Raw genomic sequence first — 20,095 nt, 5'->3', positions numbered from 1 at the left:
TGATCACTACCCCCTTTTTCGTTAGTTACCCATTTATCTTCTTCAAAACTAAAGGGTTGACTAACGATGCCGATAAAAGGACGTATCAGCTTAAAAAGTGTGAACTGAACTGCCACCGGAGTGAATGTGAAAGAGGAAGATAAAGAGCAGTACATTAAGCGCGGGCCGCTGGCTGTGTTGAATGTGCTAAAAGATCTGATGAAAAATCAGACGCCAGTTATGGTTACGCATGACCGGGGCCAGTTTATAACCAAACTTTTAGAAGCCGATCGGGAAAGCCTGCTTATTGACTGGGGCAGTAACGATCATGATAACCAGCTGGCATTAAGCGCGAAGAATCTGCATCTCACCGCAGAAACCCGGGGCGCAAAAGTCGAGTTCACCCTACCAGTGCTGAATTCCGCCAGCCATGATGGCTTACCCGCCTTTGGCGCCGACCTGCCAGACGAGCTGTGCATGATCCAGCGCCGGGAATATTTCCGCGTAAACACCCCACTTGATCCTGTTTTTTACTGCTATGTGAAATGGCCGGATGGCAGTGGAGAGAGCCGTATGCGCCTTCAGGATCTCTCCCTTGGCGGCGTCGGCGTGCTGGCTGAAAGCGAGGTGCCAGAAGGGATCAAGGGCGGTGAACTCTTCAGGAAGCTACGGCTTGAGATGGGCGACTTCGGCCAGTTTGAAGTGGATGCTCAGTTAATCAATATCGGCGAACGCAGCATCGTAGGCTATAAAAACGAAACCGTAGTCACTCCGCGTCTCAGCTTCCGTTATGTCACGCTGAATATCAGCCAGGAGCGGGACCTCCAGCAGGTTATCTTTTCGCTTGAACGCCTGGCGCGTGAAAAGGCCAACCGCTTTATGTAAACCTCTCCTGTCCGCGTTCACGGGCAGGTCAGAGCGCTTCTCTACTCCCTGACGCCAGGGCGCTTCCTCTTCTCCCTTACTGGCGAAACTCCCCATTCTGCACCAGGCTTAGCCCTGACTTATTTATCCCGCCTGATTAGCGGCTCACCAGAAAGGATCCTTAACCTTATGGAAAACTGGCTAACTTCTCTGAATTTATCCCTGCTTTTCAACCAGACATTCTGGATTAACACTGCCATATTAGTGGTCGGCACGCTGGTCATCTACAGTGTGCTGCGTGGTCTGATCCGCTTTCTCACCAACAGAACCTCTAAATCGCCGCACCAGCGCGGACAGTTTCTCTACCATATCGCCGTGGAGATATTACGCAGTACCAGCAATATGCTGCTGCTGATCTTTTCTCTCCTGCTGGCCCTTAAATTTATTGCGCTTCCGCCCAGATGGACGACGGTAGTAGCGCACGGCTGGTTTATTGCCCTTCTGCTGCAAATTGCGTTATGGCTGGATTGCGGTATACGCCTGTGGTTATCAGGCATGCGCCGCGACCCAACACATGTACGCAACCCCGTCACCACGGTCATCATAGGCATCATGTTACGGGTGATCGTCTGGGCAATGCTGATGCTCGCCATTCTCTCTAATATGGGCGTTAACATTACCGCGCTGGTCGCCAGTCTTGGCGTGGGCGGTATCGCTATAGCGCTGGCGATTCAGACGGTGCTGAGCGATGTGTTTGCTTCACTGGCGATCGGCTTTGATAAACCGTTTGAACATGGCGATTTTATTGTGTTTGGCGATATCGCCGGTTCGATTGAGCATATTGGACTGAAAACCACCCGTCTGCGTAGCCTGAGCGGCGAGCAGATAGTCTGCTCGAATACCATCCTCCTCCAGCAAACCATCCATAACTACAAACGGATGAATGAGAGGCGCATCCTGTTCCGGTTTGGCATCAGTTACGAAACCCCGGCGGAAAAAATGCGGAAGGTCAGCAAACTGCTGCGCGAGGTGATTGAACAGGTGGGAAATACCCGCTTCGATCGCGCTCACTTTTTCGCTTTTGATGAAAGCAAGCTGACCTTTGAAGTGGTCTATTACGTCACGGTGGCCGATTACAATCAATATATGGACGTGCAGGAAGAGATCAATCTACAGCTGATGGAACGCCTCGAGGCTCTGGAAATTAACTTCGCCTTCCCGACCCGCAGGATCGAATTTACCGGCGGTAAGTTACCTCAGGTGAAAGTGGCAGGTCTGGCCTCAAATGAAACGGACGACGAAAGCGAGGCGCCAGCCGAAATGTCTTCCCGCTACGCCGACAATAAACAGTGAAGAACGCCCCGCCTCTTCTCAAGGCGGGGTACAAATCTAGATGGTCCGTAACGCGGTGGTCACTTTCCACAGATAGCGAGGCGCCTGAGCGGCGGGATGTTTATCCTGGATATGCTGGTAGAACTCGTCGGGTGACATCGCGTTAATCATCGCTATCGCCCGGTTGCGGTCGGACGAAAAGGTCCTCAGCAGCGCGCCGGCGCCGTTGGCGTAGGAAACGATAGTGGCGTAACGAAGGGTGTCCGGATTACGGATCCCCGCCAGCGAGCGCTCCTGAAGGATCTTAATGTAGGCGGTGCCGATATCGATATTGGTCGCCGGATCGCGCAGCTGGGCGCTGCTTGGCTGCCCGCGACGCCCCTGAACACGATAGACTTCCCGACCGGCGGTCGAGGCTTTAATCTGCATCAGGCCAATAGCATTGGATTTGCTTACAGCGGTGGGATTTCCGCCCGATTCTACGGCAATAATGGCGTCCACCAGCTTACGTTCGACGCCATAATTATTAGCCGCGCTTTCTGACAGCGCCGACCAGGCCTGCGACACTTTCTTCGGCGGCGCTTTGGTCAATGGCGTTTGCGGCTGACCGCCAGTAATTTCCCGTTGAGGCTGACTGGCACATCCTGCCAGCAGCAGCATTCCGATAATGACAGCTGCGCTACCCTTTCTCACGTTTCATCTTCCTCTGAGCCTTTGCCTCGCGCCCTATCTTACCGTCCGCCGGGCGGGAGAAAATTACCTGAATTCTTAAACTTATCGAATCTTTGATGACTTCGGTCACGCTTTTCGTCATCATCAGAGCAGCGGCGTGAGCACCTTCTCACGCTTCGCTTAAGAAGCCATTAATTTGCCTTAAAAGATAATTTCAATCCAGTCGGAATGAACATTCACCGGGAAGCGGCCTGTGGCCTTGTGAGGAGTTAAGTGAAGATGATATCCGTTACGCCACGCACATTTCATCTGATTGCCCCTTCTGGCTATTGTGCAAATCAGGAAGCGGCACAGCTGGCGGTATCGCGTCTGATTGCTCAGGAGCACAGCGTTAACAATCTTGCTGCCATTGCCCGTCGTGACCGGCGATTTGCAGGTAGCGATGCGGAACGTCTGGCAGAGCTGAACGGACTGGCGGAGATGGCAACCCTGCCCGACATCGTGCTGGCTGTCCGCGGCGGTTACGGAGCCAGCCGCCTGCTGGACGGACTGAACATTGATGCCCTGGCCGCCCGCTTTCGCCATCAGCCTGTCGCCTTATGTGGCCACAGTGATTTTACTGCTCTTCAGCTTGCGCTGCTGACCCGGGGACTTATCAGCTTCAGCGGCCCCATGCTTGCCGGTAATTTTGGCGCTAAGACTTTATCTGATTTCACCGTGGATCACTTCTGGCGTGCGCTGACATCGCCTAAATTTAAGCTTGAATGGCAAACGCCCGCACAGCAGGTGGATCTCTGCGGTACGGTATGGGGAGGCAATCTGGCGATGATTACCTCACTGGCCGGGACGCCCTGGCTGCCGGTGATTGATGACGGCATTCTGGTGATCGAGGATGTCAACGAGCATCCTTATAAAGTCGAACGCATGCTGCTACAGCTGGCCCAGAGCGGTGTGCTGGCCCGGCAGAAAGCCATTGTGACGGGCAGCTTCACCCATGCCCGCCTGACCGATTATGACAATGGTTATGACTTTGATAGCGTGTGGACATTGATTCGGGAGCTGACGCAACTCCCTGTCGTGACCGGACTGGAATTTGGTCACGGCTGGAACACCATAACGCTGCCACTGGGTGCACAGGGGCATTTACAGGTTGATGGAACGCGGAGTTCGCTGACGTTATCCGGTCACCCCACGCTGCGTTAACTTCCGGGAGCCCCCATGAAACAGTTGTATGAAGACCTCTGGGTTTCCACACCGGAGTTTCCGGAGAATGAGCAGAATCCGGCACTGATGATGCATGGTTATCTCCTTCAGCACAGCCGCGGCAATCTGCTGATTTCCCGCACAGAGCAGCCTGAGGATCATCAGACCATCGCCGATTCAGGCGGCATTATTCGCCACTATCTGACGCACTGGCACGAAGCGGGCCCGGGAACGCGCCTGCTTCAGCAGCGCTTTAACTCGGCGCTCTACTGTCATAACCGCGCGCTGGGCCCCATCAGCCCCTATGTCGAGCCTGACGATACCTTTACCCAGGCGGAACTGCACTGCGGGAGTTTTCATATCGTGCCAACGCCTGGTCATACGCCGGACAGTACAACCTATCTGTATGCCTCGCCTTTCGGCAAAACCTATCTGTTTGTTGGTGATACGCTTTCTCTTTATGGCGAAAGCTGGGTGACCCTGCTGGTGTCTGACAGCAATGAAGCTGACTTACGCAAATCGCTGGAATTTTATCGTGCGCTCAGGCCCGATGTGGTGCTGATGACCACAACTTCAGGCCATAAAGCCTGGCAGGAAGTGGATACGCGCCGGTGGCTGTCACTGCTGGATGAGGCGGAGAACGCGCCGCTGGATCTCCGCCAGCGGCACGCGTAATCAGAGGGTTTTGGTCAGATAGATGCGCTGATGAATACGCGGATATTCATCCAGGATAAAGCGCACGCTGTAGCCCATCTTTTCGTAAAACGGCCTTGCCTGAAAGCTGGCCGTGTCGACCTGGGCATAAATGCAGCCACGGCGGCGGGCCTCTTCTTCAGCCGCCTGGATAAGCTTGCTCCCAGCCCCCTGTCCGCGCAGGAGGTCACTGACCCAAAGCATGTCGATGCGCAGCCAGTTACCGCAGGTGGAACCGGTAAGTCCGCCGAGCTTTTTACCGTCAGGCCCGGTGATAAAGGCCGCGATGGCTCTGTTTTCAGCAATATCGATATGTTGCGCATTGTAAGCGTTCAGTCCAGCCCGTACCTCCGCAAGTGCCTCGGGGGCAGGAGCTTCAGTAATAGTGATATCCATAGTTATCTCTCTAATCAGGAATCAACTTTTCCTGCGGCATCGGTACGCGGCAGCTGAACGGCCTGGTTCTCACGTTCAGCGCTTCTGCTGCATGGCACCAGCGTTCCGACGCCATCAAAGGAAAAGAAGGTTTCATCATTCGACTTGTTCACGATCATCTGATCGCCGTTACGAAACAGGATAATCGAGACTTTTGCGCCACCCTCAAGCTGCGAACGTTTATGGCCAGCAGCCACCTGAAAATGATCGCCCGGCCATTTTAAGGTCGTCAGTCCGTAGCGGGCTTTGGTGACGGTCATGGTAGGCCGTCCGTCGCAGGTAATTTGAAACTGGCGGTTAGGCGAACCGGCATCGCTCCAGGCGGCGAATGAAGTGATAGCAAGCAGGCAGCCAGCGGCAATCGTGCGGGTCATGGGCGGAAGCTCCGGGTCTTAATCTGAAACATGTGGACAAAATTCTGGCACAGAACGGCGCGCAAGTCAGTAAAACCCCGGCCCGGCACCAGTTAAAGGGTTACGCCGTTTTCAAAGCGAATCCATCCCTGCGATATCGGATTGCTGTACCGCCTGCTGCTTACCCGACTCATCAGTATAAATAATCATGCCGGTGGCTTTATCAAGTTCGGGTTTACCTTCCACGACTTTTGTCGTGCCGTCTTTCATATGCAGGAGATGATTATCAGCACAACCGGTCATGACAAGCCCCGCCGCCAGCAGTGATACAAACATCAGCATTGTTTTCATTTTTTCTCTCCTCAACAGATTTGATTGTAAGGAGTGTAGCCTAAGGGATCGGTCTGAACTGATGAAAGCAGCCCTTCGTGCAGCCTGATGAAAAAATTAAGAAAATTTCGCTTCGCAGCGCCGGGTACAAAATCACCCCGTCACGGCAACAAAGTGCCGTCTGGTGCAGCAGATTTTGATTGCTGCAACCGAAAAATAACTGTATTTTTATCCAGCGTTAATAACCAGGATACCCGAATGTTTGTTGAACTGATTTATGATAAGCGAAACGTCGCCGGCCTCCCTGGCGCGCAGCAGATGATTTTAAGCGAGCTGGAAAAACGTATTCAGCGCGTTTTCCCTGAGGCGGAAGTCCGGGTCAAACCGATGCAGGCAAACGGCGTAAAAACCGACGCCAGCAAAAGCGACAAATCCGTTATGCTGCGGATTATTGAAGAGATGTTTGATGAGGCCGATCAGTGGCTGGTTTCTGAAAACGTTTAAGCCTTCCTTCTGAGGCAGCAACGTCGCTGCTTGCTCGCTGTCCCTTTCCCCTGACGCTAAAGTTTTGACGCATCACGCCGAAAATATCAGCAATAACCTATTTCAGGGGAAGGGAAAATGGCCGTTATCTATCTGCCGTCACTGACAACGATTCTGTTACAGGCAGAACGGCATAAGGGCAGCTTACTGACACGTGAGGAAGTGGAAGCGATTCGCGACAGCGCTTTCAGGGTAACGATACCGGACCCTATCGCCCGGTATATGGAGCCTTGCGGTGGCGATGCGGATATCGATCCGCTGATGTGTTGGGAGATGTGGTGCCGCCTGCGCACGGCGGAAACGGCCTTCTCTCTCCGTCAGGGCTAATCTTTAGCGCGCTCCGCGATCTCTGCAGAAAGCATGTCATAAACGCTGGCCGCATAAGCCGAGCTGTCACGCAGCATCTGAATAGCATCGTCGAGCGTTTGCGGCTCAATCTGACCTACGATACGCCAGCCAAGGGCGATATTTTTCGCCTCTTCCAGCCGGTCGGGATACTGCTCTGGGGATGCCGCCTCTGACACAAGATTCTCCTGATTTGTGATTTGGCCCTATTTTACGTACCTTATCGACGCGACCTCAACCCCTGATTTCCCGCACGTCCCCAATTTACTCATTTATTGCGCATATCAATGTAAAAACCAGACTTTGTTTCTGTTTCAGAACGTTAACGACCTGTTTAAGTCATCATTTCCCTGCTGTTTCAGTCCATCATTTGGGTATTGAGGATGCCTCATCAGTAGGTTAGCGCTTAAAACTGACAATTAGATGTCAGAAGAGAATGGCATATCCGGGATGGCTAAAACCGGAAAAAAATGAATTTTCCGCCAAAGCGCAACGCTGTTTGCTTCCCTGCTTCAAAAGCAGCACTGACGCCCTTTCAGGCCATTTCACTATGTCGGATGAACCTCTGATCGGCAGCCCTTCTTTCGCAAAAAAATTTGCAGCCATGAGTGCCTGAGTAAAATATTCACTCTGGCGATCACGCTCAGTTCAGATCCGGCTTAAATGAGGTTTTGAGAGAATAACAGGCAACGAAACGGCCCTGTCGCAGAGGATCCCGAAACAGGACCTTCAGTAAAAGATGAAGGACAAGATTAAGGCCTCAGCACTTTGAAAAGCACAGCCACATTACCTTTAGCCTTATAGACTGCGGCGCAAAATACAAAATTAAACACTACCGTCCCCAGCGTGACCTGATGATAGTCATCAAAAAAATACCTGATAGGTACGGCAGCGTAGGCGAGTACGATGATATAGGCCACCCATGAGGCCCACTTGTGATGTATTCCCCCCTTCGTGCGAAAGAGCATCAAGCGCAACACAATAGCGGTACATGTTACGACGTTTGTTATGACCAAAGGATCACTTGTGACCATGGAAGCCTCCCTTAATGCGTGAGAGCCAGAGAGCGGGATCTTGCTCGCTGAAGAAAGTTAAGGTTTTAATTGCCAGCGCGGAAAGTAAAATTGCGCCAAGTCCGTCCAGCGGACGGTCACTGTAGCCTAAAAGCTGCGATAGCTTTGCCCCCGCTAATCCGGAACCAAATATGCCAACCACCATCGAAACAATAAAATACGCGATTTTCACCACTATCCTGAGTTTGCAAGCAGTCGCCACATAGAAAACCGATCCTGCGAAGGCACCGAAAAATACGCTGTAATCTACCTCTTCCAGTTTTTGGGCCACCGCCCCTGCCTCCGAGAACGTTACCGCATTTGCACTCATCACTAATAATTGCTCAAACATAAAGCCCCCTTACTTACGGTATGTTCTCAAAAATGAGAAATAAAAAAGCCCTGGCCGAAGCCAGGGCTTAAACAACCCGGTCTGACTATGCTGGTGCTGTCGATAGTAAAAGAGTAGAGGGGGAAACGCGTACGCGTGAGGATTCTCTGAAATTATTTCTGGTGCTGATTTTGGCGGGATTTGAACATCGTGAGATATCGGTTTTTGGCTATAACAGCCCCTTCAATGATACGAATAACCGCACCTCAGGAATATCACAGAATGGCATCTGGCTTGCGCAGCCTGAAGTGCACTTTCTGTTGAATATTTTTATAAGGATGCCCGGCTTCAAAGCGCCATGTTGAAACCGCTTTGACTATCGCATCATCGAAGAGATAGCGAGGCTGACTCTCCAGAATACGGATTTCGCTCACTTTGCCGTCAGTCCCAATATCATATTCAAAGGTGATATGCCCGCTCAGACCATTGCTATAGGCATAGAGAGGATAAGCTGGAAAGGCTTTAGAAATCGCCTTTGGCGCTGGCTGCCGTGCCTTGTCAGCTGACGTTGTGGCGCAGGCCGTCAGGGATAAAGTGAAAAGGATGAGGAAGAATTTAGACATGGAACTCCCTGTAAATGATTTCAATTCTCAACAACACCATTATTTCTGATTTCCTCACCGGAAACAAGGCGAAGGCGCAGTGTGGCTGCCCAGAGAAGTGGAAGCGATAACAGAAGGGTCATAGTGAATGAATCAGAAGAGGTTGCTCAGAGAGCAGCCTGACAGGGCTAAAGTTTCCGGAAATGAGACCGATGTATACCAGCACTTATCCAAATAGTACGACTTACACTATGCAGCTCTTAAAACCTGTTGAACTTGCTCTGCTCTCCATTACACTGGCTTACTGCATCACCATGTCATCCTGGTTCTGGTAAAGCGACACCGTTAAAAAAACCGCCCAATAGCAGGCGGCTTTATTCATTGAGGATCAGACGTCTTCTTCGTCGGCAATATCTTCATCTCCCGGTACTGGAAGCTCCTCACCCGATCCATCTTCTGGCATGTCAGGGAATTGCTCATCATCTGGGAGCGGATCGACAACATCAGGTCGTTCAGACATAGGTACCTCCGGTTACCCGTTATGGGTAAACTGAAGTGTAGACGGCCTGCGCTGCGCATGAAGGCTGTTTAATTGAGTTTGCAGCCCGTTTCACAAAAATTTAGCGCCAGGGCTAAGCTGACCGGCGCATGCTCTACACTGCCTGCCGTCTGACTTTTTCCCTGACAGCAGCAATCACTTTCCTGCATCTGCTTGCCCGGCGCGAAACAGGCTTTTTACAGCATAATGAGCGAGTGATTCCGCTTATTGCCAGCGCCTTCCCCCGCTGATAGAGTTCATCATCTTCATACCAGCTATACCTGTAATCACCGGGTGGCAGTGCGGATAGCCGCGTTAAAAACTATAAGTGCGAGGACAAGGGAAAAGTGAAAAACACCAGGGAATTAGTATCATTTTGGCATGAAGAAGTAATAGGCAAAGATAAAAAATTTTCTTTCTTCCGTCTTTACGCCAGAATGCGCAATAAACCCGGTCTGAAATTTGTCTTCTGGTGGAGGCTCGCTAATCATCTCTATTGTAATGGTCATAAACGTCTGGCCTATAAAATCCATGCCCGTTTAAAAAAAGATTTCTCCTGCGATATTATGCTTGGCACCCGGATTGGTGCCGGATTAACCATTGCCCATCACGTGGGCGTGGTGATTACTAAAAGAGCCGTTATTGGAAAAAACCTTAAGTTAACCCAAAATTGCGTTATCGGTAGCGTGGGTAAAGATGAGGCAGGAAAAATCATTATTGGTGATAACTTCTTTATGGGTTCAAATAGCTGTGTCATCGCAGACAGTTTGCACATCGGCAATAACGTTTCTCTCGGCGCGATGTCATTTCTTAATAAAGATGTACCCGACAACTGTACAGTTTATACAGAGAAGAAAAACACAATTATTGAAAAGACGCTACCCGCCCGTGAATAGATAGCGGGATTTTTGTGGCACAAGGGTAATTTTCATGCCAGAAAATGTAGATCCTTCATAACCCCTTCGCGCGATGATGGTAAAGATGACAGATAATCTATTGCTGCCTGAACTGCTTTGGTGTCATCACTATTATGTGTTTCCCGGCGAACAGCCTGGCTGTTCATCTTTGTGGTGACATTGAATTGCATAGGCATGGTTGTCTCTCGATTAAGCCGCGTGCTTATGTCCGCAGCAGGGATGTGATTGGTTTGCGGCAAGTGATTTCCAGTGCCTGAATCCCTTCTGCGCCATCTCGACAACTTTCGAGTTAACCGGAGTGCCTTTGGCATCGACCAGCACCTCGACTTATGAGCACTTGCAGTTGATCGCATTCGCACCGGTGGCGTACCACGCCCTGACCTCTCACACCGTGTAGATGCCTGCATGTCGCATCGCGTGAGACTGTCATGTCGTCTGACTAAGTGCAGAGAAGTGCATTAGCCTGATATTCAGCCCGAGGTCGTTTTTTGCTTCGTCAGCCTCATCCCATCTTGCCCGCCACAATGCCGTGGTTATCGTCAGGGTGATTAACGTAACCACCCTCTTTTCCGAGCGCGGCGTCAAAAATTTCGTCTTTGGTCATGAGTGCCGCTGATGATCAATCAGGCGCGCAACGTTGCCTCTGACGGCCACCAGCGAGCCGACATCCTGTTTGTTCAGGAAGCTGAACAGGGAACGCTCGACGATATAATTACCGTCAGGGATAGTCTTTAACAAGTTCTGTTGATAACGAATAGTATAGAGCTGATAAGCACCCCTGGCATCTGCAGCGTTCGGATTCGCTACGAACGTCTTAAGCAGTTCAAGGAATACGGTTTCTTGATCAACAGGTTACCTGATTACATCTCATTTAACGCCTGTTTTTTCTGATAACAACGTCGCCAGTGATTCCAGTAAGGTGGTTTCACCTGCAGCTATGTTCGCCTCAATCGCGACACTCTTCATGGCAAAATCTCAATCAATTATTTGCCGATGAAGTATCTGATAGCAGGTCCGGGTTCATGTTCGGAAAAAACGGTGTATCACTGGAAAGATAAGCCAGGTATTCACTCACATGCAGCAGCGGTTGATCTGCGCAAAGTTCACGCTCACCATAATCGACCTGCTTCGTAAACTGAAAGAAGAAGTTCGTCATCATGCTTCACACCCTCTGATAAGGCTCCCCGATAGTGAATCGGGGAGCGATGTGCTTAGGCTTTTTTAGCGCTGTAAACTTCTTCACCGGAAAAGGAAGGATCAGCCCAGAAGTTGATATTAAACTGAGCATCATCGGTCATCTCAATACGATGCCAGTACTGCGGCGGGCTGGTGGCGAAGCAACCGGCATTAATCACAACCTTCACTTCCGGTTCTGTCGCCTCTTCACTGGCAAAGCCATAATAGGTAACAGTCCCTTCCATTACACAAAGCTGGCCAAATATTCCGGCTGCGGTGTTGTGATGACTGAGAAGTGCTGCCGGAACATTTTCCTTAGTAAAAAAAGGTGTTGAACGTTTTATTGTCCAGTTCTTTGGAATTCTCTGATGGCTCATAAATACCCCCTGCTCTAAACATGCATTTAGAATACACCTTTAAATTTTAACCGTAAAGCATTTTGGTAATAAAAATCATTATCATTTGAGAAAAACGTAAAAGATGAGTTTTTTTAGATAATTATGGGAGCGGTTCCGGTGATTAGATGCCGGCTAGCCCCTGCAACAGCACACCATATAACACCGGGCATCGCCTCAAGGAGCATTGAAGAGATAAGGTGAAGCGCTATCAAGCTCTTTTGTAAACTGGAAAGGCGAATGCTGGCGTGTACCCGTAACTTTCCCCGTCATTGGGTCTGTTGGGATCGTCAAATTATGATGTAAGCCTCGTAATTCAATACTTCCTTCACGGTCTGCAACATCAGAAGAACCACGGATCGTTGCTCCGCCATCATCAGTCAAAAATAAGTGTACAGGTACAGCCATTTTTATAGCTCCTTGCTTGTGATTAGTCGTACAACCATTTACCGGCTTTTGCTGATTCGATCAGCATACCGATAGTAAAATCTGGAACATCGACTGGTTCGGGCTTCTTTAATAGGTTCCAGGAGAAGTTAACTTCAGGGTAGTAAGTTTCAAGACGGAAATTTGACATATCCACATTGAACTCTCTCGAATAGTCTTCGATCAGCTCTTCGGCATCATCCTGATCTAACTTCACGTCAAAATGGATGCTTGAGGACGCAGTGTATGTGTCGTATTTCTTTTTCCTGAACATGTACACACCACTATGACGAGTCACGAGAGTAATCACACGCTGTCCAATGTCATCTACCATATCTTATCGTTACCTCGTGCTATGGCGTTATAGTCGCGTATAGAGCAGTAGGTGATTTGTGATACATCAGCAGCAAGGATAACTTCACCAATGAGCGGGATAGTTCGACCAATAAACGTGCTTACCTTTCTGACCATCTTGAGCTTTACGGTCCAGGGTGTATAACCCCCGATCCAGGTTGGCATTTTGATGCCGAAAGGGAACATTGTATTTTTTAGTAATCCTCTGACACCCTTAGAGATTCGTGATGTACCGGGTATGGCGTTGATAGGTTTGGCTCGTGTAGTCTGGTTATTAACGCCGCTATACAGAGCAACAACGGCGGCAATATCTTTAATTCCGAAGTGATCCGCAGTATTCATCACGAATATCATGAAAAATAGTTCCGTAGCGGTAAGATTAGAACGCCCAGCATGAAAGTATGTTCCGTTTAGTTCCTCAACCGTATCCATGCAAACTCCGTTGCGTAGTACATTAACCAGCAATAGCATCATAGATGCCAATGCATTTTGTTTAGCAATAGTCAATGTTATGGAGAAATTAAGTCAGGGACGTATTTGGAGATTTTTGATAATTTTCGGTTCTTACAGACATTCTAAATTTGGTTTTTCAGTTATTATCAAGGTACAGCCTTAATTCTCGTCAGGCATTGATTAGTAAATAATTTATCTATATTTCATGAAATTAATAAGACAAACAAACTACGCTAACCACCGCCACCCCCCTTTAAAATGCCCTTTTTTTGCCCCTGAAGGCGTTATTCTCATCAGCAAAAAAAATCTTATCCAAGAGTAAATCCATCATCAAAATAATTTGTTTCAGCTGCCAATTTTTGTGTCCTTGCCCACGCAGCAATGAACTGTAACCCGTCATGTAGGGACACGGGTTTTTCCTGTCCGAACTCGTAAAAGCCATCCCACGTCCTGCTGACCCAATACCCACCACCGACTCCTTTATCACGTTGAAAAATTACCCAACCGCCCGGTACGTAGCGGTAAAGGTTCTCGCCACGATAGACGATCTCAACTACCCCAACCGCATGGCGCAGGTTGTCCGGACAACGCTCATCGACGTGTTCAAGGAAGCCCAGCACGCCGGGCATGTTCCCCCGGCTACAATCCGGCGCAGGCAACCCGCCAGCCGCGTAACCGGGTAAAACGCGAACGCCTTTCCCTTCAAGAGTGGAAAGCGATTTACGCCGAGGCTGAAAATCATCTTCCCTACCTTCAGTGTGCAATGCTGCTGGCCGTTGTCACTGGACAGCGCATCGGGGATATTTCCCTGCGTGAGGTTGTGGCTAAATGCCGTGATGCTGTGGTCAGTAAATACCTGGTGCATTTCCGGCACAGCACATCACAAGCAACGAGGGGTGGCAAAGTTTCAACCAGTTCGATAACTACCACGTTCAAAAAAGCTAGAAACCGCTCCGGGCTTTCGTGGCCTGACGGTAAGGCACCAACATTTCACGAACAACGTTCACTGTCAGAAAGACTGTATAAGGCTCAGGGGATCGATACGCAAAAATTACTCGGTCACAAATCACCCCATCAGACGGCAAAATATCATGATGACAGGGGAAAAGACTGGACGGTCATAGCCTTTTAAAGAGCCTAATTTATAGACAATTTTGGGGGAGAGTTTTGGGGAAGTTTTGGGGAAAGGAAGCGAGAAGATAAAAGCCAACATAAACTCACCATTTATGTTGGCCGTATGTTACAAAATTACCGTTACATATTCTCGATCAGCGCATCACCAAACTCTGAACATTTCAGCAGTTTAGCGCCATCCATCAGACGTTCGAAGTCATAGGTCACGGTTTTGGCAGCGATTGCGCCTTCCATACCTTTAACAATCAGGTCTGCGGCTTCGAACCATTCCATATGACGCAGCATCATTTCCGCAGAAAGGATAACCGAACCTGGGTTCACTTTATCCTGGCCTGCATATTTAGGTGCCGTGCCGTGGGTCGCTTCAAACAGCGCGCATTCATCACCAATATTGGCGCCCGGTGCAATACCGATGCCGCCAACCTGCGCCGCCAGGGCGTCGGAGATATAATCGCCGTTCAGGTTCATACAGGCAATAACGTCATACTCAGCCGGACGCAGCAGGATCTGCTGTAAGAAGGCGTCAGCAATCACATCTTTAATGACGATCTCTTTGCCGGTGTTTGGATTTTTGATCTTCATCCAGGGACCGCCATCAATCAACTCGCCGCCAAATTCTTCTTTCGCCAGCTGGTATCCCCAGTCTTTGAAAGCGCCTTCGGTGAACTTCATGATGTTGCCTTTGTGCACCAGCGTGACCGAATCACGATCGTTCGTGATCGCGTAGTCGATGGCAGCACGGACCAGACGCTTAGTGCCCGCTTCAGAACACGGCTTCACGCCGATACCACACTGCTCAGGGAAGCGAATTTTCTTCACGCCCATTTCGTCGCGCAGGAACTTGATCACTTTATCCGCTTCAGCCGAACCGGCTTTCCACTCGATACCCGCATAGATATCTTCGGAGTTCTCACGGAAGATGACCATATCGGTCTCTTCAGGACGTTTGACCGGGCTTGGCGTGCCGGTGTAATAGCGCACGGGACGCAGGCAGATATAGAGATCGAGCTGCTGGCGCAGGGCCACGTTCAGGGAACGAATACCGCCGCCGACCGGGGTGGTCAGTGGGCCTTTGATCGCCACGCGGTACTCTTTAATCAGGTCGAGGGTCTCTTCCGGCAGCCAGACATCCTGGCCATACAGGGCAACCGATTTCTCGCCGGTGTAGATTTCCATCCAGGAAATTTTACGCTCACCGTTATAGGCTTTTTGCACAGCGGCATCGACAACTTTGATCATCACTGGAGAAACGTCAACGCCAATGCCGTCACCTTCGATAAAGGGAATGATTGGGTTGTGAGGAACGTTCAGTTTCCCCTGATCCAGAGTGATTTTCTGACCTTCCGCCGGAACAACTACTTTGCTTTCCATTAACCTCTCCTTCGAACGCTTTTTTTGTTAATGATTTGTAAGATGCGGGTCAATACTACTTGAATATTCCCGCCGCGCCAATCATCACGGGTTTGCGGTATAATGCGCTCATTCTCACCGGGTGCAAAGACCATGCGTAAATCTTCCGTTAAAAATCACCAAGTTAACCGATTCAGCAAACCGCCAGCCGCGAAAGGCGCCGATCGTGGCCCGCGTCGGGTGATCGTTTTTAACAAACCCTTTGATGTGCTGCCCCAGTTTACCGACGAAGCAGGACGCCAGACGTTAAAGGATTATATTCCGGTCAGCGGCGTCTATGCGGCGGGCCGTCTGGACCGCGACAGCGAAGGGCTGATGGTGCTGACCAATGATGGCGCGCTTCAGGCTACGCTGACGCAACCGGGTAAACGCACCGGTAAAATTTACTTTGTGCAGGTCGAAGGCGAGCCGGATGAGGCCGCGATTCAGGCTTTACGGGATGGGGTTAATCTGAAAGATGGCCCTACCCTGCCAGCCGGCGTGGAAAGTGTGGCGGAACCTGAGTGGCTCTGGCCGCGAAATCCGCCCATTCGTGAACGCAAGGCTGTCCCCACCAGCTGGCTTAAAATTACCCTGCTGGAAGGCCGTAACCGCCAGGTACGCCGGATGACAGCCCATATCGGTTTTCCCACTCTGCGCCTGATCCGTTTCGCCATGGGCAAGCTCGAACTGGAGAAACTTGCGCCTGGAGAATGGCGCGACGTCACCCATCACTTCTCTCTTTAGATTTTATTTACCGCAAGGAGTCAGGCATGTTTAAACCGCACGTTACCGTGGCAACCGTCGTCCAGGCCGAAGGGCATTTTTTAGTTGTGGAGGAGATGGTCCGCGGGCGCGCGACCTGGAACCAGCCAGCCGGACATCTTGAGGCCAATGAAACACTGCTCCAGGCCGCCACGCGCGAGCTTTATGAGGAAACCGGCATTGAGGCGGTGCCGGAAGCATTTCTCCGCCTGCACCAGTGGATTGCGCCGGATAATACGCCCTTTTTGCGGTTCTTATTCGCGCTGGATTTACCGAAAATGCTGCCAACTTACCCGCAGGATCGGGATATTGACCGCTGCTGGTGGCTTCTGCCGGAACAGATCCTGACGGCAAAAAAGCTGCGTTCTCCGCTGGTTGCGGAAAGTGTGCTGATCTATCAGCAGGCGCAGCGCTATCCGCTGTCGCTGCTCAGCGCATTTCAGTGGCCGTTTAGCGAGGATGCGCCCGCCGCTGACGCATGGTAAACTACGGCGCAATTTTACAGGGCCGCCTTTAACGGCCACTAAAGTCAGGTATTTCTCATGTCTCTGAGCCAGAAAAAAGTAATTGTCGGCATGTCCGGCGGCGTTGATTCCTCCGTTTCCGCATGGTTGCTGCAACAGCAGGGCTATCATGTTGAAGGCCTGTTTATGAAAAACTGGGAGGAAGATGACGGTGAGGAATACTGTACCGCAGCGGAAGATCTCGCTGATGCGCAGGCGGTATGCGACAAACTGGGCATCACGCTGCACAAGGTGAATTTTGCTGCCGAATACTGGGATAATGTCTTTGAGCATTTCCTTGAAGAGTATAAGGCTGGCCGCACGCCAAACCCCGATATTCTCTGTAATAAAGAGATCAAATTCAAAGCGTTCCTCGAATTCGCAGCGGAAGATCTCGGCGCCGATTTTATCGCGACGGGTCACTATGTCCGCCGCCAGGATGTTGAGGGAAAAAGTCGCCTGCTTCGCGGTCTGGACGGTAATAAAGACCAGAGCTATTTTCTCTACACCCTGAGTCACGAGCAGATCGCACAAAGCCTCTTTCCGGTGGGCGAGCTTGCCAAACCTGAAGTCCGCCGTCTGGCAGAAGAACTTGAGCTGGTGACGGCGAAGAAGAAAGACTCTACCGGTATCTGCTTTATCGGCGAACGTAAGTTTCGCGATTTCCTGGGGCGCTATCTCCCGGCTCAGCCAGGGGCTATCGTCAATACGGAAGGTGAAACCGTCGGTGAACACCAGGGGCTGATGTATCATACGCTCGGCCAGCGTAAAGGGCTGGGTATTGGCGGCCTTAAGCAGGCTGGTGATGAACCATGGTACGTGGTGGATAAAGATGTGGCGAACAATCTGCTGGTCGTGGCGCAGGGGCATGAGCATCCCCGCCTGATGTCGGTAGGCCTGACGGCGCAACAGCTGCACTGGGTGGATCGCCAGCCGCTGGCCGCTCCGCTACGCTGCGTGGTTAAAACCCGCTATCGTCAGGAGGATATCCCCTGCACAGTTACGCCGCTGGGCGACGATCGCATTGAGGTACGCTTCGATGAGCCGGTCGCCGCCGTCACCCCAGGCCAGTCTGCCGTATTTTATCTTGATGAGATCTGTCTGGGCGGAGGCATTATCGAAGCGCGTATGCCGCTGCTTTGATTTTTCCCGTCGGACGCCTGCCGTTGCAGGCATGTGAACAGCCCGCGCTGGCGTAAACAGGAGTTACCGTGGCGAAAAATTATTACGATATCACGCTGGCTCTGGCAGGCATCTGTCAGTCAGCGCATCTGGTCCAGCAGCTGGCGCATCAGGGCCATTGTCCTGCAGATGCGCTGAAAACTTCACTGCAGAGCGTTGTGGATCTGAGCCCCTCCTCCACGCTGGCGGTGTTTGGTAATGATGAAACGAACCTGCGCTTCGGGCTGGAAACGCTGCTGGCGGTGCTTAATAGCAGCAGCCGCCACGGTGCAGGCGCCGAGCTGACGCGCTACACGCTCAGCCTGATGGTGCTTGAGCGTAAGCTGAGCGCAAATAAAAACGCCATGAATGAACTGGCCGAACGCATTGCCCAGCTGGACCGTCAGCTGGCGCACTATGATTTAGATTCAGATACGTTGCTGAGCGCAATGGCGGCGATTTATGTGGACGTTATCAGCCCTCTGGGACCCCGCATCCAGGTGACCGGTTCGCCTGCGGTGCTGCAAAATGCGCAGATCCAGAGTAAGGTGCGTGCCGCGCTGTTGGCGGGCATTCGTGCTGCGGTGCTCTGGCACCAGGTTGGCGGTGGACGCCTCCAGCTGATGTTCTCCCGTAATCGTCTTGCCGGTGAGGCAAAGAAAATGCTGTCCCGAATGACCGACACTTCACTTTAATTTGATAACCTTCCCAGGAGTTGCACTGATGGAATTATCCTCTCTGACTGCCGTCTCACCCGTTGATGGTCGTTATGGCGACAAAGTCAGCCCGCTGCGCGGCATTTTCAGCGAATTCGGTTTGCTGAAGTTTCGCGTCGAGGTTGAAGTTCGCTGGTTACAGAAACTGGCCGCCTGCGCAGAGATCAGGGAAGTTCCTGCATTTGACGCTGACGCAAACGCTTACCTTGATGCGATAGTTGCTAATTTTAGTGAAGAAGACGCCGCCCGCATTAAAACCATTGAGCGCACCACCAATCACGATGTCAAAGCGGTGGAGTACTTTCTGAAAGAGAAAGTGGCATCGGTTCCCGCACTGCATGCAGTGTCCGAGTTTATTCACTTTGCCTGTACCTCAGAAGATATCAATAACCTCTCCCATGCATTAATGCTGGAGACGGCGCGCCAGGAAATCATTCTGCCCTACTGGACAAAAATCATCGCTGCGGTAAAAGACCTTGCCGTACAGTACCGCGATATTCCGCTGCTTTCCCGCACGCACGGACAACCCGCGACGCCTTCCACGCTGGGTAAAGAGATGGCCAATGTGGCCTATCGTTTCGAACGCCAGCTTCGCCAGCTTGAACGTATTGAGATTCTTGGGAAAATTAATGGTGCAGTAGGCAACTATAACGCCCACATCGCCGCTTACCCTGAGGTAGACTGGCATGCGCTGAGCGAAAGCTTCGTCACTTCACTGGGCATCACCTGGAACCCCTATACCACCCAGATCGAGCCGCATGATTACATCGCTGAGCTGTTTGACTGTATGGCGCGCTTCAACACCATTCTGATCGATTTTGACCGTGATATCTGGGGCTACATTGCGCTGAATCACTTCAAGCAGAAAACCATCGCGGGTGAGATTGGATCCTCCACCATGCCGCATAAAGTCAATCCTATCGACTTTGAAAACTCGGAAGGCAACCTGGGCCTGGCCAACGCGGTAATGCAGCACCTGGCGAGCAAACTGCCGCTCTCCCGCTGGCAGCGCGACCTGACTGACTCCACCGTCCTGCGCAATCTTGGCGTCGGCGTCGGCTATGCGCTGATCGCTTATCAGGCGACGCTGAAAGGGATCGCGAAACTCGAGGTTAACCGTGACCGCTTGCTGGATGAGCTCGATCATAACTGGGAAGTGCTGGCGGAACCTGTGCAGACCGTGATGCGCCGTTACGGCATTGAAAAGCCCTACGAAAAACTGAAGGAGCTGACCCGCGGCAAGCGCGTTGATGCTGCGGGTATGCAGGCGTTCATTGACGGGCTGCCGCTGCCGGAAGAAGAGAAAACCCGCCTGAAGCAGATGACCCCGGCCAATTACCTGGGCCGTGCGGTGCAGATGGTTGACGATCTGAAGTAAATCCCCTCCTGCGGGTTAGTGAAAACTGACCCGCGTTAATCTGCCGTTTATCCGCT

General features: G+C 51.3%; 28 protein-coding genes and 2 pseudogenes. 13 read left to right on the top strand and 17 right to left on the bottom strand.

Annotated elements, in window-relative coordinates; translation table 11 throughout:
- Positions 1-126: 126 nt before the first annotated feature.
- Positions 127-864, top strand: coding sequence for a flagellar brake protein (locus EA20_RS0116115; RefSeq protein ID WP_024967805.1), 738 nt, complete (start codon positions 127-129; stop codon positions 862-864).
- Between the two features lie 168 nt (positions 865-1,032).
- Positions 1,033-2,196, top strand: coding sequence for a mechanosensitive ion channel family protein (locus tag EA20_RS0116110; protein WP_024967804.1), 1,164 nt, complete (start codon positions 1,033-1,035; stop codon positions 2,194-2,196).
- A 36-nt stretch (positions 2,197-2,232) separates the two neighbouring features.
- Here the strand turns inward: EA20_RS0116110 and emtA are convergent, their stop codons facing one another.
- Entirely contained in the window at positions 2,233-2,835 is a 603-nt protein-coding gene (emtA, locus tag EA20_RS0116105; protein WP_081772593.1) for a membrane-bound lytic murein transglycosylase EmtA, read from the bottom strand.
- A 294-nt stretch (positions 2,836-3,129) separates the two neighbouring features.
- On the opposite strand from emtA, the gene ldcA reads away from it, so the two are divergent.
- Both ldcA and EA20_RS0116090 read left to right on the top strand, forming a co-directional pair.
- Complete coding sequence (gene ldcA / locus EA20_RS0116095; RefSeq protein ID WP_024967802.1) at positions 3,130-4,050, top strand: muramoyltetrapeptide carboxypeptidase; 921 nt, start codon at positions 3,130-3,132, stop codon at positions 4,048-4,050.
- Positions 4,051-4,065: 15 nt separating this feature from the next.
- Complete coding sequence (locus tag EA20_RS0116090; RefSeq protein WP_024967801.1) at positions 4,066-4,725, top strand: MBL fold metallo-hydrolase; 660 nt, start codon at positions 4,066-4,068, stop codon at positions 4,723-4,725.
- Here the strand turns inward: EA20_RS0116090 and EA20_RS0116085 are convergent, their stop codons facing one another.
- The 3 genes from EA20_RS0116085 to EA20_RS0116075 form a co-directional block, all read right to left on the bottom strand.
- Positions 4,726-5,139: an N-acetyltransferase gene (locus EA20_RS0116085; protein WP_024967800.1), complete on the bottom strand. Its 414-nt coding sequence runs from the start codon at positions 5,137-5,139 to the stop codon at positions 4,726-4,728.
- 14 nt (positions 5,140-5,153) lie between these two features.
- Entirely contained in the window at positions 5,154-5,552 is a 399-nt protein-coding gene (locus tag EA20_RS0116080) for a hypothetical protein (protein WP_024967799.1), read from the bottom strand.
- Positions 5,553-5,663: 111 nt separating this feature from the next.
- Positions 5,664-5,882 carry a YgdI/YgdR family lipoprotein gene (locus tag EA20_RS0116075; protein ID WP_024967798.1) on the bottom strand — a complete coding sequence of 73 codons (219 nt, stop codon included), beginning with the start codon at positions 5,880-5,882 and terminating at the stop codon, positions 5,664-5,666.
- Between the two features lie 237 nt (positions 5,883-6,119).
- On the opposite strand from EA20_RS0116075, the gene EA20_RS0116070 reads away from it, so the two are divergent.
- Both EA20_RS0116070 and EA20_RS0116065 read left to right on the top strand, forming a co-directional pair.
- Positions 6,120-6,365: a DinI-like family protein gene (locus EA20_RS0116070; RefSeq protein ID WP_024967797.1), complete on the top strand. Its 246-nt coding sequence runs from the start codon at positions 6,120-6,122 to the stop codon at positions 6,363-6,365.
- A 117-nt stretch (positions 6,366-6,482) separates the two neighbouring features.
- Positions 6,483-6,731 (top strand): hypothetical protein, encoded by a 249-nt coding sequence (locus EA20_RS0116065; RefSeq protein WP_024967796.1) that lies wholly within the window; start codon positions 6,483-6,485, stop codon positions 6,729-6,731.
- On the opposite strand, the gene EA20_RS0116060 is transcribed toward EA20_RS0116065, so the two are convergent.
- The 5 genes from EA20_RS0116060 to EA20_RS21150 all read right to left on the bottom strand — a co-directional run bounded on the left by EA20_RS0116060 (position 6,728) and on the right by EA20_RS21150 (position 9,254).
- A complete protein-coding gene (locus EA20_RS0116060; protein ID WP_024967795.1) occupies positions 6,728-6,928 on the bottom strand; it encodes a hypothetical protein in 201 nt (66 codons plus the stop codon). The two genes, EA20_RS0116065 and EA20_RS0116060, sit on opposite strands and share 4 nt — an antisense overlap.
- A 573-nt stretch (positions 6,929-7,501) precedes the next feature.
- Entirely contained in the window at positions 7,502-7,783 is a 282-nt protein-coding gene (locus EA20_RS0116050; protein WP_024967793.1) for a phage holin family protein, read from the bottom strand.
- Positions 7,770-8,153 (bottom strand): putative holin, encoded by a 384-nt coding sequence (locus EA20_RS0116045; protein WP_024967792.1) that lies wholly within the window; start codon positions 8,151-8,153, stop codon positions 7,770-7,772. The genes EA20_RS0116050 and EA20_RS0116045 overlap by 14 nt, the downstream gene beginning before the upstream one ends.
- 254 nt (positions 8,154-8,407) lie before the next feature.
- The gene (locus EA20_RS0116040) at positions 8,408-8,755 is read right to left on the bottom strand and encodes a TonB family protein (RefSeq protein WP_024967791.1); all 348 of its coding nucleotides are present in this window, start codon (positions 8,753-8,755) and stop codon (positions 8,408-8,410) included.
- A gap of 367 nt (positions 8,756-9,122) precedes the next feature.
- Positions 9,123-9,254, bottom strand: coding sequence for a hypothetical protein (locus EA20_RS21150; RefSeq protein WP_235192662.1), 132 nt, complete (start codon positions 9,252-9,254; stop codon positions 9,123-9,125).
- Between the two features lie 365 nt (positions 9,255-9,619).
- Here EA20_RS21150 and EA20_RS0116020 point away from each other — a divergent pair, with 365 nt between their 5' ends.
- Complete coding sequence (locus tag EA20_RS0116020; protein ID WP_024967790.1) at positions 9,620-10,168, top strand: serine acetyltransferase; 549 nt, start codon at positions 9,620-9,622, stop codon at positions 10,166-10,168.
- Positions 10,169-10,789: 621 nt separating this feature from the next.
- Here EA20_RS0116020 and EA20_RS21145 read toward each other — a convergent pair.
- The 7 genes and pseudogenes from EA20_RS21145 to EA20_RS20860 form a co-directional block, all read right to left on the bottom strand.
- Entirely contained in the window at positions 10,790-10,927 is a 138-nt protein-coding gene (locus EA20_RS21145; protein ID WP_235192661.1) for a hypothetical protein, read from the bottom strand.
- Positions 10,928-11,168: 241 nt separating this feature from the next.
- Positions 11,169-11,348 (bottom strand): hypothetical protein, encoded by a 180-nt coding sequence (locus EA20_RS0116005; protein ID WP_024967789.1) that lies wholly within the window; start codon positions 11,346-11,348, stop codon positions 11,169-11,171.
- A 52-nt stretch (positions 11,349-11,400) separates the two neighbouring features.
- On the bottom strand, positions 11,401-11,742 hold the full coding sequence (locus EA20_RS0116000) for a DUF1971 domain-containing protein (protein ID WP_024967788.1): 342 nt from the start codon (positions 11,740-11,742) through the stop codon (positions 11,401-11,403).
- A gap of 201 nt (positions 11,743-11,943) precedes the next feature.
- Positions 11,944-12,168: pseudogene (locus tag EA20_RS20420) on the bottom strand (type VI secretion system tube protein Hcp); the annotation flags it as partial.
- A gap of 22 nt (positions 12,169-12,190) precedes the next feature.
- A complete protein-coding gene (locus EA20_RS0115995; protein ID WP_024967787.1) occupies positions 12,191-12,520 on the bottom strand; it encodes a DUF1493 family protein in 330 nt (109 codons plus the stop codon).
- Positions 12,514-12,972, bottom strand: a complete 459-nt coding sequence (locus tag EA20_RS0115990; protein WP_024967786.1) for an STM2901 family protein — start codon at positions 12,970-12,972, stop codon at positions 12,514-12,516. The genes EA20_RS0115995 and EA20_RS0115990 overlap by 7 nt, the downstream gene beginning before the upstream one ends.
- 329 nt (positions 12,973-13,301) lie before the next feature.
- Positions 13,302-13,622 (bottom strand): hypothetical protein, encoded by a 321-nt coding sequence (locus EA20_RS20860; RefSeq protein WP_235192660.1) that lies wholly within the window; start codon positions 13,620-13,622, stop codon positions 13,302-13,304.
- On the opposite strand from EA20_RS20860, the pseudogene EA20_RS20410 reads away from it, so the two are divergent.
- Positions 13,554-14,125, top strand: a pseudogene (locus EA20_RS20410) (tyrosine-type recombinase/integrase); the annotation flags it as partial. The gene EA20_RS20860 and the pseudogene EA20_RS20410 overlap by 69 nt on opposite strands.
- 122 nt (positions 14,126-14,247) lie before the next feature.
- On the opposite strand, the gene icd reads toward EA20_RS20410, so the two are convergent.
- Positions 14,248-15,498: an NADP-dependent isocitrate dehydrogenase gene (gene icd / locus EA20_RS0115975; protein ID WP_024967783.1), complete on the bottom strand. Its 1,251-nt coding sequence runs from the start codon at positions 15,496-15,498 to the stop codon at positions 14,248-14,250.
- Positions 15,499-15,600: 102 nt separating this feature from the next.
- Here icd and rluE point away from each other — a divergent pair, with 102 nt between their 5' ends.
- From rluE to purB, 5 genes are all read left to right on the top strand, one after another.
- On the top strand, positions 15,601-16,263 hold the full coding sequence (gene rluE / locus EA20_RS0115970; RefSeq protein ID WP_024967782.1) for a 23S rRNA pseudouridine(2457) synthase RluE: 663 nt from the start codon (positions 15,601-15,603) through the stop codon (positions 16,261-16,263).
- Between the two features lie 26 nt (positions 16,264-16,289).
- The gene (locus EA20_RS0115965; RefSeq protein ID WP_024967781.1) at positions 16,290-16,766 is read left to right on the top strand and encodes an NUDIX domain-containing protein; all 477 of its coding nucleotides are present in this window, start codon (positions 16,290-16,292) and stop codon (positions 16,764-16,766) included.
- A gap of 57 nt (positions 16,767-16,823) precedes the next feature.
- Positions 16,824-17,927 carry a tRNA 2-thiouridine(34) synthase MnmA gene (gene mnmA, locus EA20_RS0115960; protein ID WP_024967780.1) on the top strand — a complete coding sequence of 368 codons (1,104 nt, stop codon included), beginning with the start codon at positions 16,824-16,826 and terminating at the stop codon, positions 17,925-17,927.
- 68 nt (positions 17,928-17,995) lie between these two features.
- Positions 17,996-18,640 (top strand): high frequency lysogenization protein HflD, encoded by a 645-nt coding sequence (hflD, locus tag EA20_RS0115955; RefSeq protein ID WP_024967779.1) that lies wholly within the window; start codon positions 17,996-17,998, stop codon positions 18,638-18,640.
- Between the two features lie 28 nt (positions 18,641-18,668).
- Complete coding sequence (gene purB, locus EA20_RS0115950; RefSeq protein WP_024967778.1) at positions 18,669-20,039, top strand: adenylosuccinate lyase; 1,371 nt, start codon at positions 18,669-18,671, stop codon at positions 20,037-20,039.
- The last annotated feature ends 56 nt before the right edge of the window (positions 20,040-20,095 follow it).

The organism is Pantoea sp. IMH (assembly GCF_000599885.1).
GTDB lineage: Bacteria > Pseudomonadota > Gammaproteobacteria > Enterobacterales > Enterobacteriaceae > Erwinia.
The sequence above is the reverse complement of the archived record's forward strand: the minus strand, read 5'-3'. Positions and strand labels throughout refer to the sequence as shown.

What these genes read in the sequence shown, in the direction of transcription:
- EA20_RS0116110 (WP_024967804.1), top strand. Translation starts at nt 1,033, where the DNA reads ATGGAAAACTGGCTAACTTCTCTGAATTTATCCCTGCTTTTCAACCAG.
- emtA (WP_081772593.1), bottom strand. Translation starts at nt 2,835, where the DNA reads ATGCTGCTGCTGGCAGGATGTGCCAGTCAGCCTCAACGGGAAATTACT.
- EA20_RS0116090 (WP_024967801.1), top strand. Translation starts at nt 4,066, where the DNA reads ATGAAACAGTTGTATGAAGACCTCTGGGTTTCCACACCGGAGTTTCCG.
- EA20_RS0116085 (WP_024967800.1), bottom strand. Translation starts at nt 5,139, where the DNA reads ATGGATATCACTATTACTGAAGCTCCTGCCCCCGAGGCACTTGCGGAG.
- EA20_RS0116080 (WP_024967799.1), bottom strand. Translation starts at nt 5,552, where the DNA reads ATGACCCGCACGATTGCCGCTGGCTGCCTGCTTGCTATCACTTCATTC.
- EA20_RS0116075 (WP_024967798.1), bottom strand. Translation starts at nt 5,882, where the DNA reads ATGAAAACAATGCTGATGTTTGTATCACTGCTGGCGGCGGGGCTTGTC.
- EA20_RS0116070 (WP_024967797.1), top strand. Translation starts at nt 6,120, where the DNA reads ATGTTTGTTGAACTGATTTATGATAAGCGAAACGTCGCCGGCCTCCCT.
- EA20_RS0116065 (WP_024967796.1), top strand. Translation starts at nt 6,483, where the DNA reads ATGGCCGTTATCTATCTGCCGTCACTGACAACGATTCTGTTACAGGCA.
- EA20_RS0116050 (WP_024967793.1), bottom strand. Translation starts at nt 7,783, where the DNA reads ATGGTCACAAGTGATCCTTTGGTCATAACAAACGTCGTAACATGTACC.
- EA20_RS0116045 (WP_024967792.1), bottom strand. Translation starts at nt 8,153, where the DNA reads ATGTTTGAGCAATTATTAGTGATGAGTGCAAATGCGGTAACGTTCTCG.
- EA20_RS0116040 (WP_024967791.1), bottom strand. Translation starts at nt 8,755, where the DNA reads ATGTCTAAATTCTTCCTCATCCTTTTCACTTTATCCCTGACGGCCTGC.
- EA20_RS21150 (WP_235192662.1), bottom strand. Translation starts at nt 9,254, where the DNA reads ATGTCTGAACGACCTGATGTTGTCGATCCGCTCCCAGATGATGAGCAA.
- EA20_RS0116005 (WP_024967789.1), bottom strand. Translation starts at nt 11,348, where the DNA reads ATGATGACGAACTTCTTCTTTCAGTTTACGAAGCAGGTCGATTATGGT.
- EA20_RS0116000 (WP_024967788.1), bottom strand. Translation starts at nt 11,742, where the DNA reads ATGAGCCATCAGAGAATTCCAAAGAACTGGACAATAAAACGTTCAACA.
- EA20_RS0115995 (WP_024967787.1), bottom strand. Translation starts at nt 12,520, where the DNA reads ATGGTAGATGACATTGGACAGCGTGTGATTACTCTCGTGACTCGTCAT.
- EA20_RS0115990 (WP_024967786.1), bottom strand. Translation starts at nt 12,972, where the DNA reads ATGGATACGGTTGAGGAACTAAACGGAACATACTTTCATGCTGGGCGT.
- EA20_RS20860 (WP_235192660.1), bottom strand. Translation starts at nt 13,622, where the DNA reads ATGCCCGGCGTGCTGGGCTTCCTTGAACACGTCGATGAGCGTTGTCCG.
- icd (WP_024967783.1), bottom strand. Translation starts at nt 15,498, where the DNA reads ATGGAAAGCAAAGTAGTTGTTCCGGCGGAAGGTCAGAAAATCACTCTG.
- rluE (WP_024967782.1), top strand. Translation starts at nt 15,601, where the DNA reads ATGCGCTCATTCTCACCGGGTGCAAAGACCATGCGTAAATCTTCCGTT.
- EA20_RS0115965 (WP_024967781.1), top strand. Translation starts at nt 16,290, where the DNA reads ATGTTTAAACCGCACGTTACCGTGGCAACCGTCGTCCAGGCCGAAGGG.
- mnmA (WP_024967780.1), top strand. Translation starts at nt 16,824, where the DNA reads ATGTCTCTGAGCCAGAAAAAAGTAATTGTCGGCATGTCCGGCGGCGTT.
- purB (WP_024967778.1), top strand. Translation starts at nt 18,669, where the DNA reads ATGGAATTATCCTCTCTGACTGCCGTCTCACCCGTTGATGGTCGTTAT.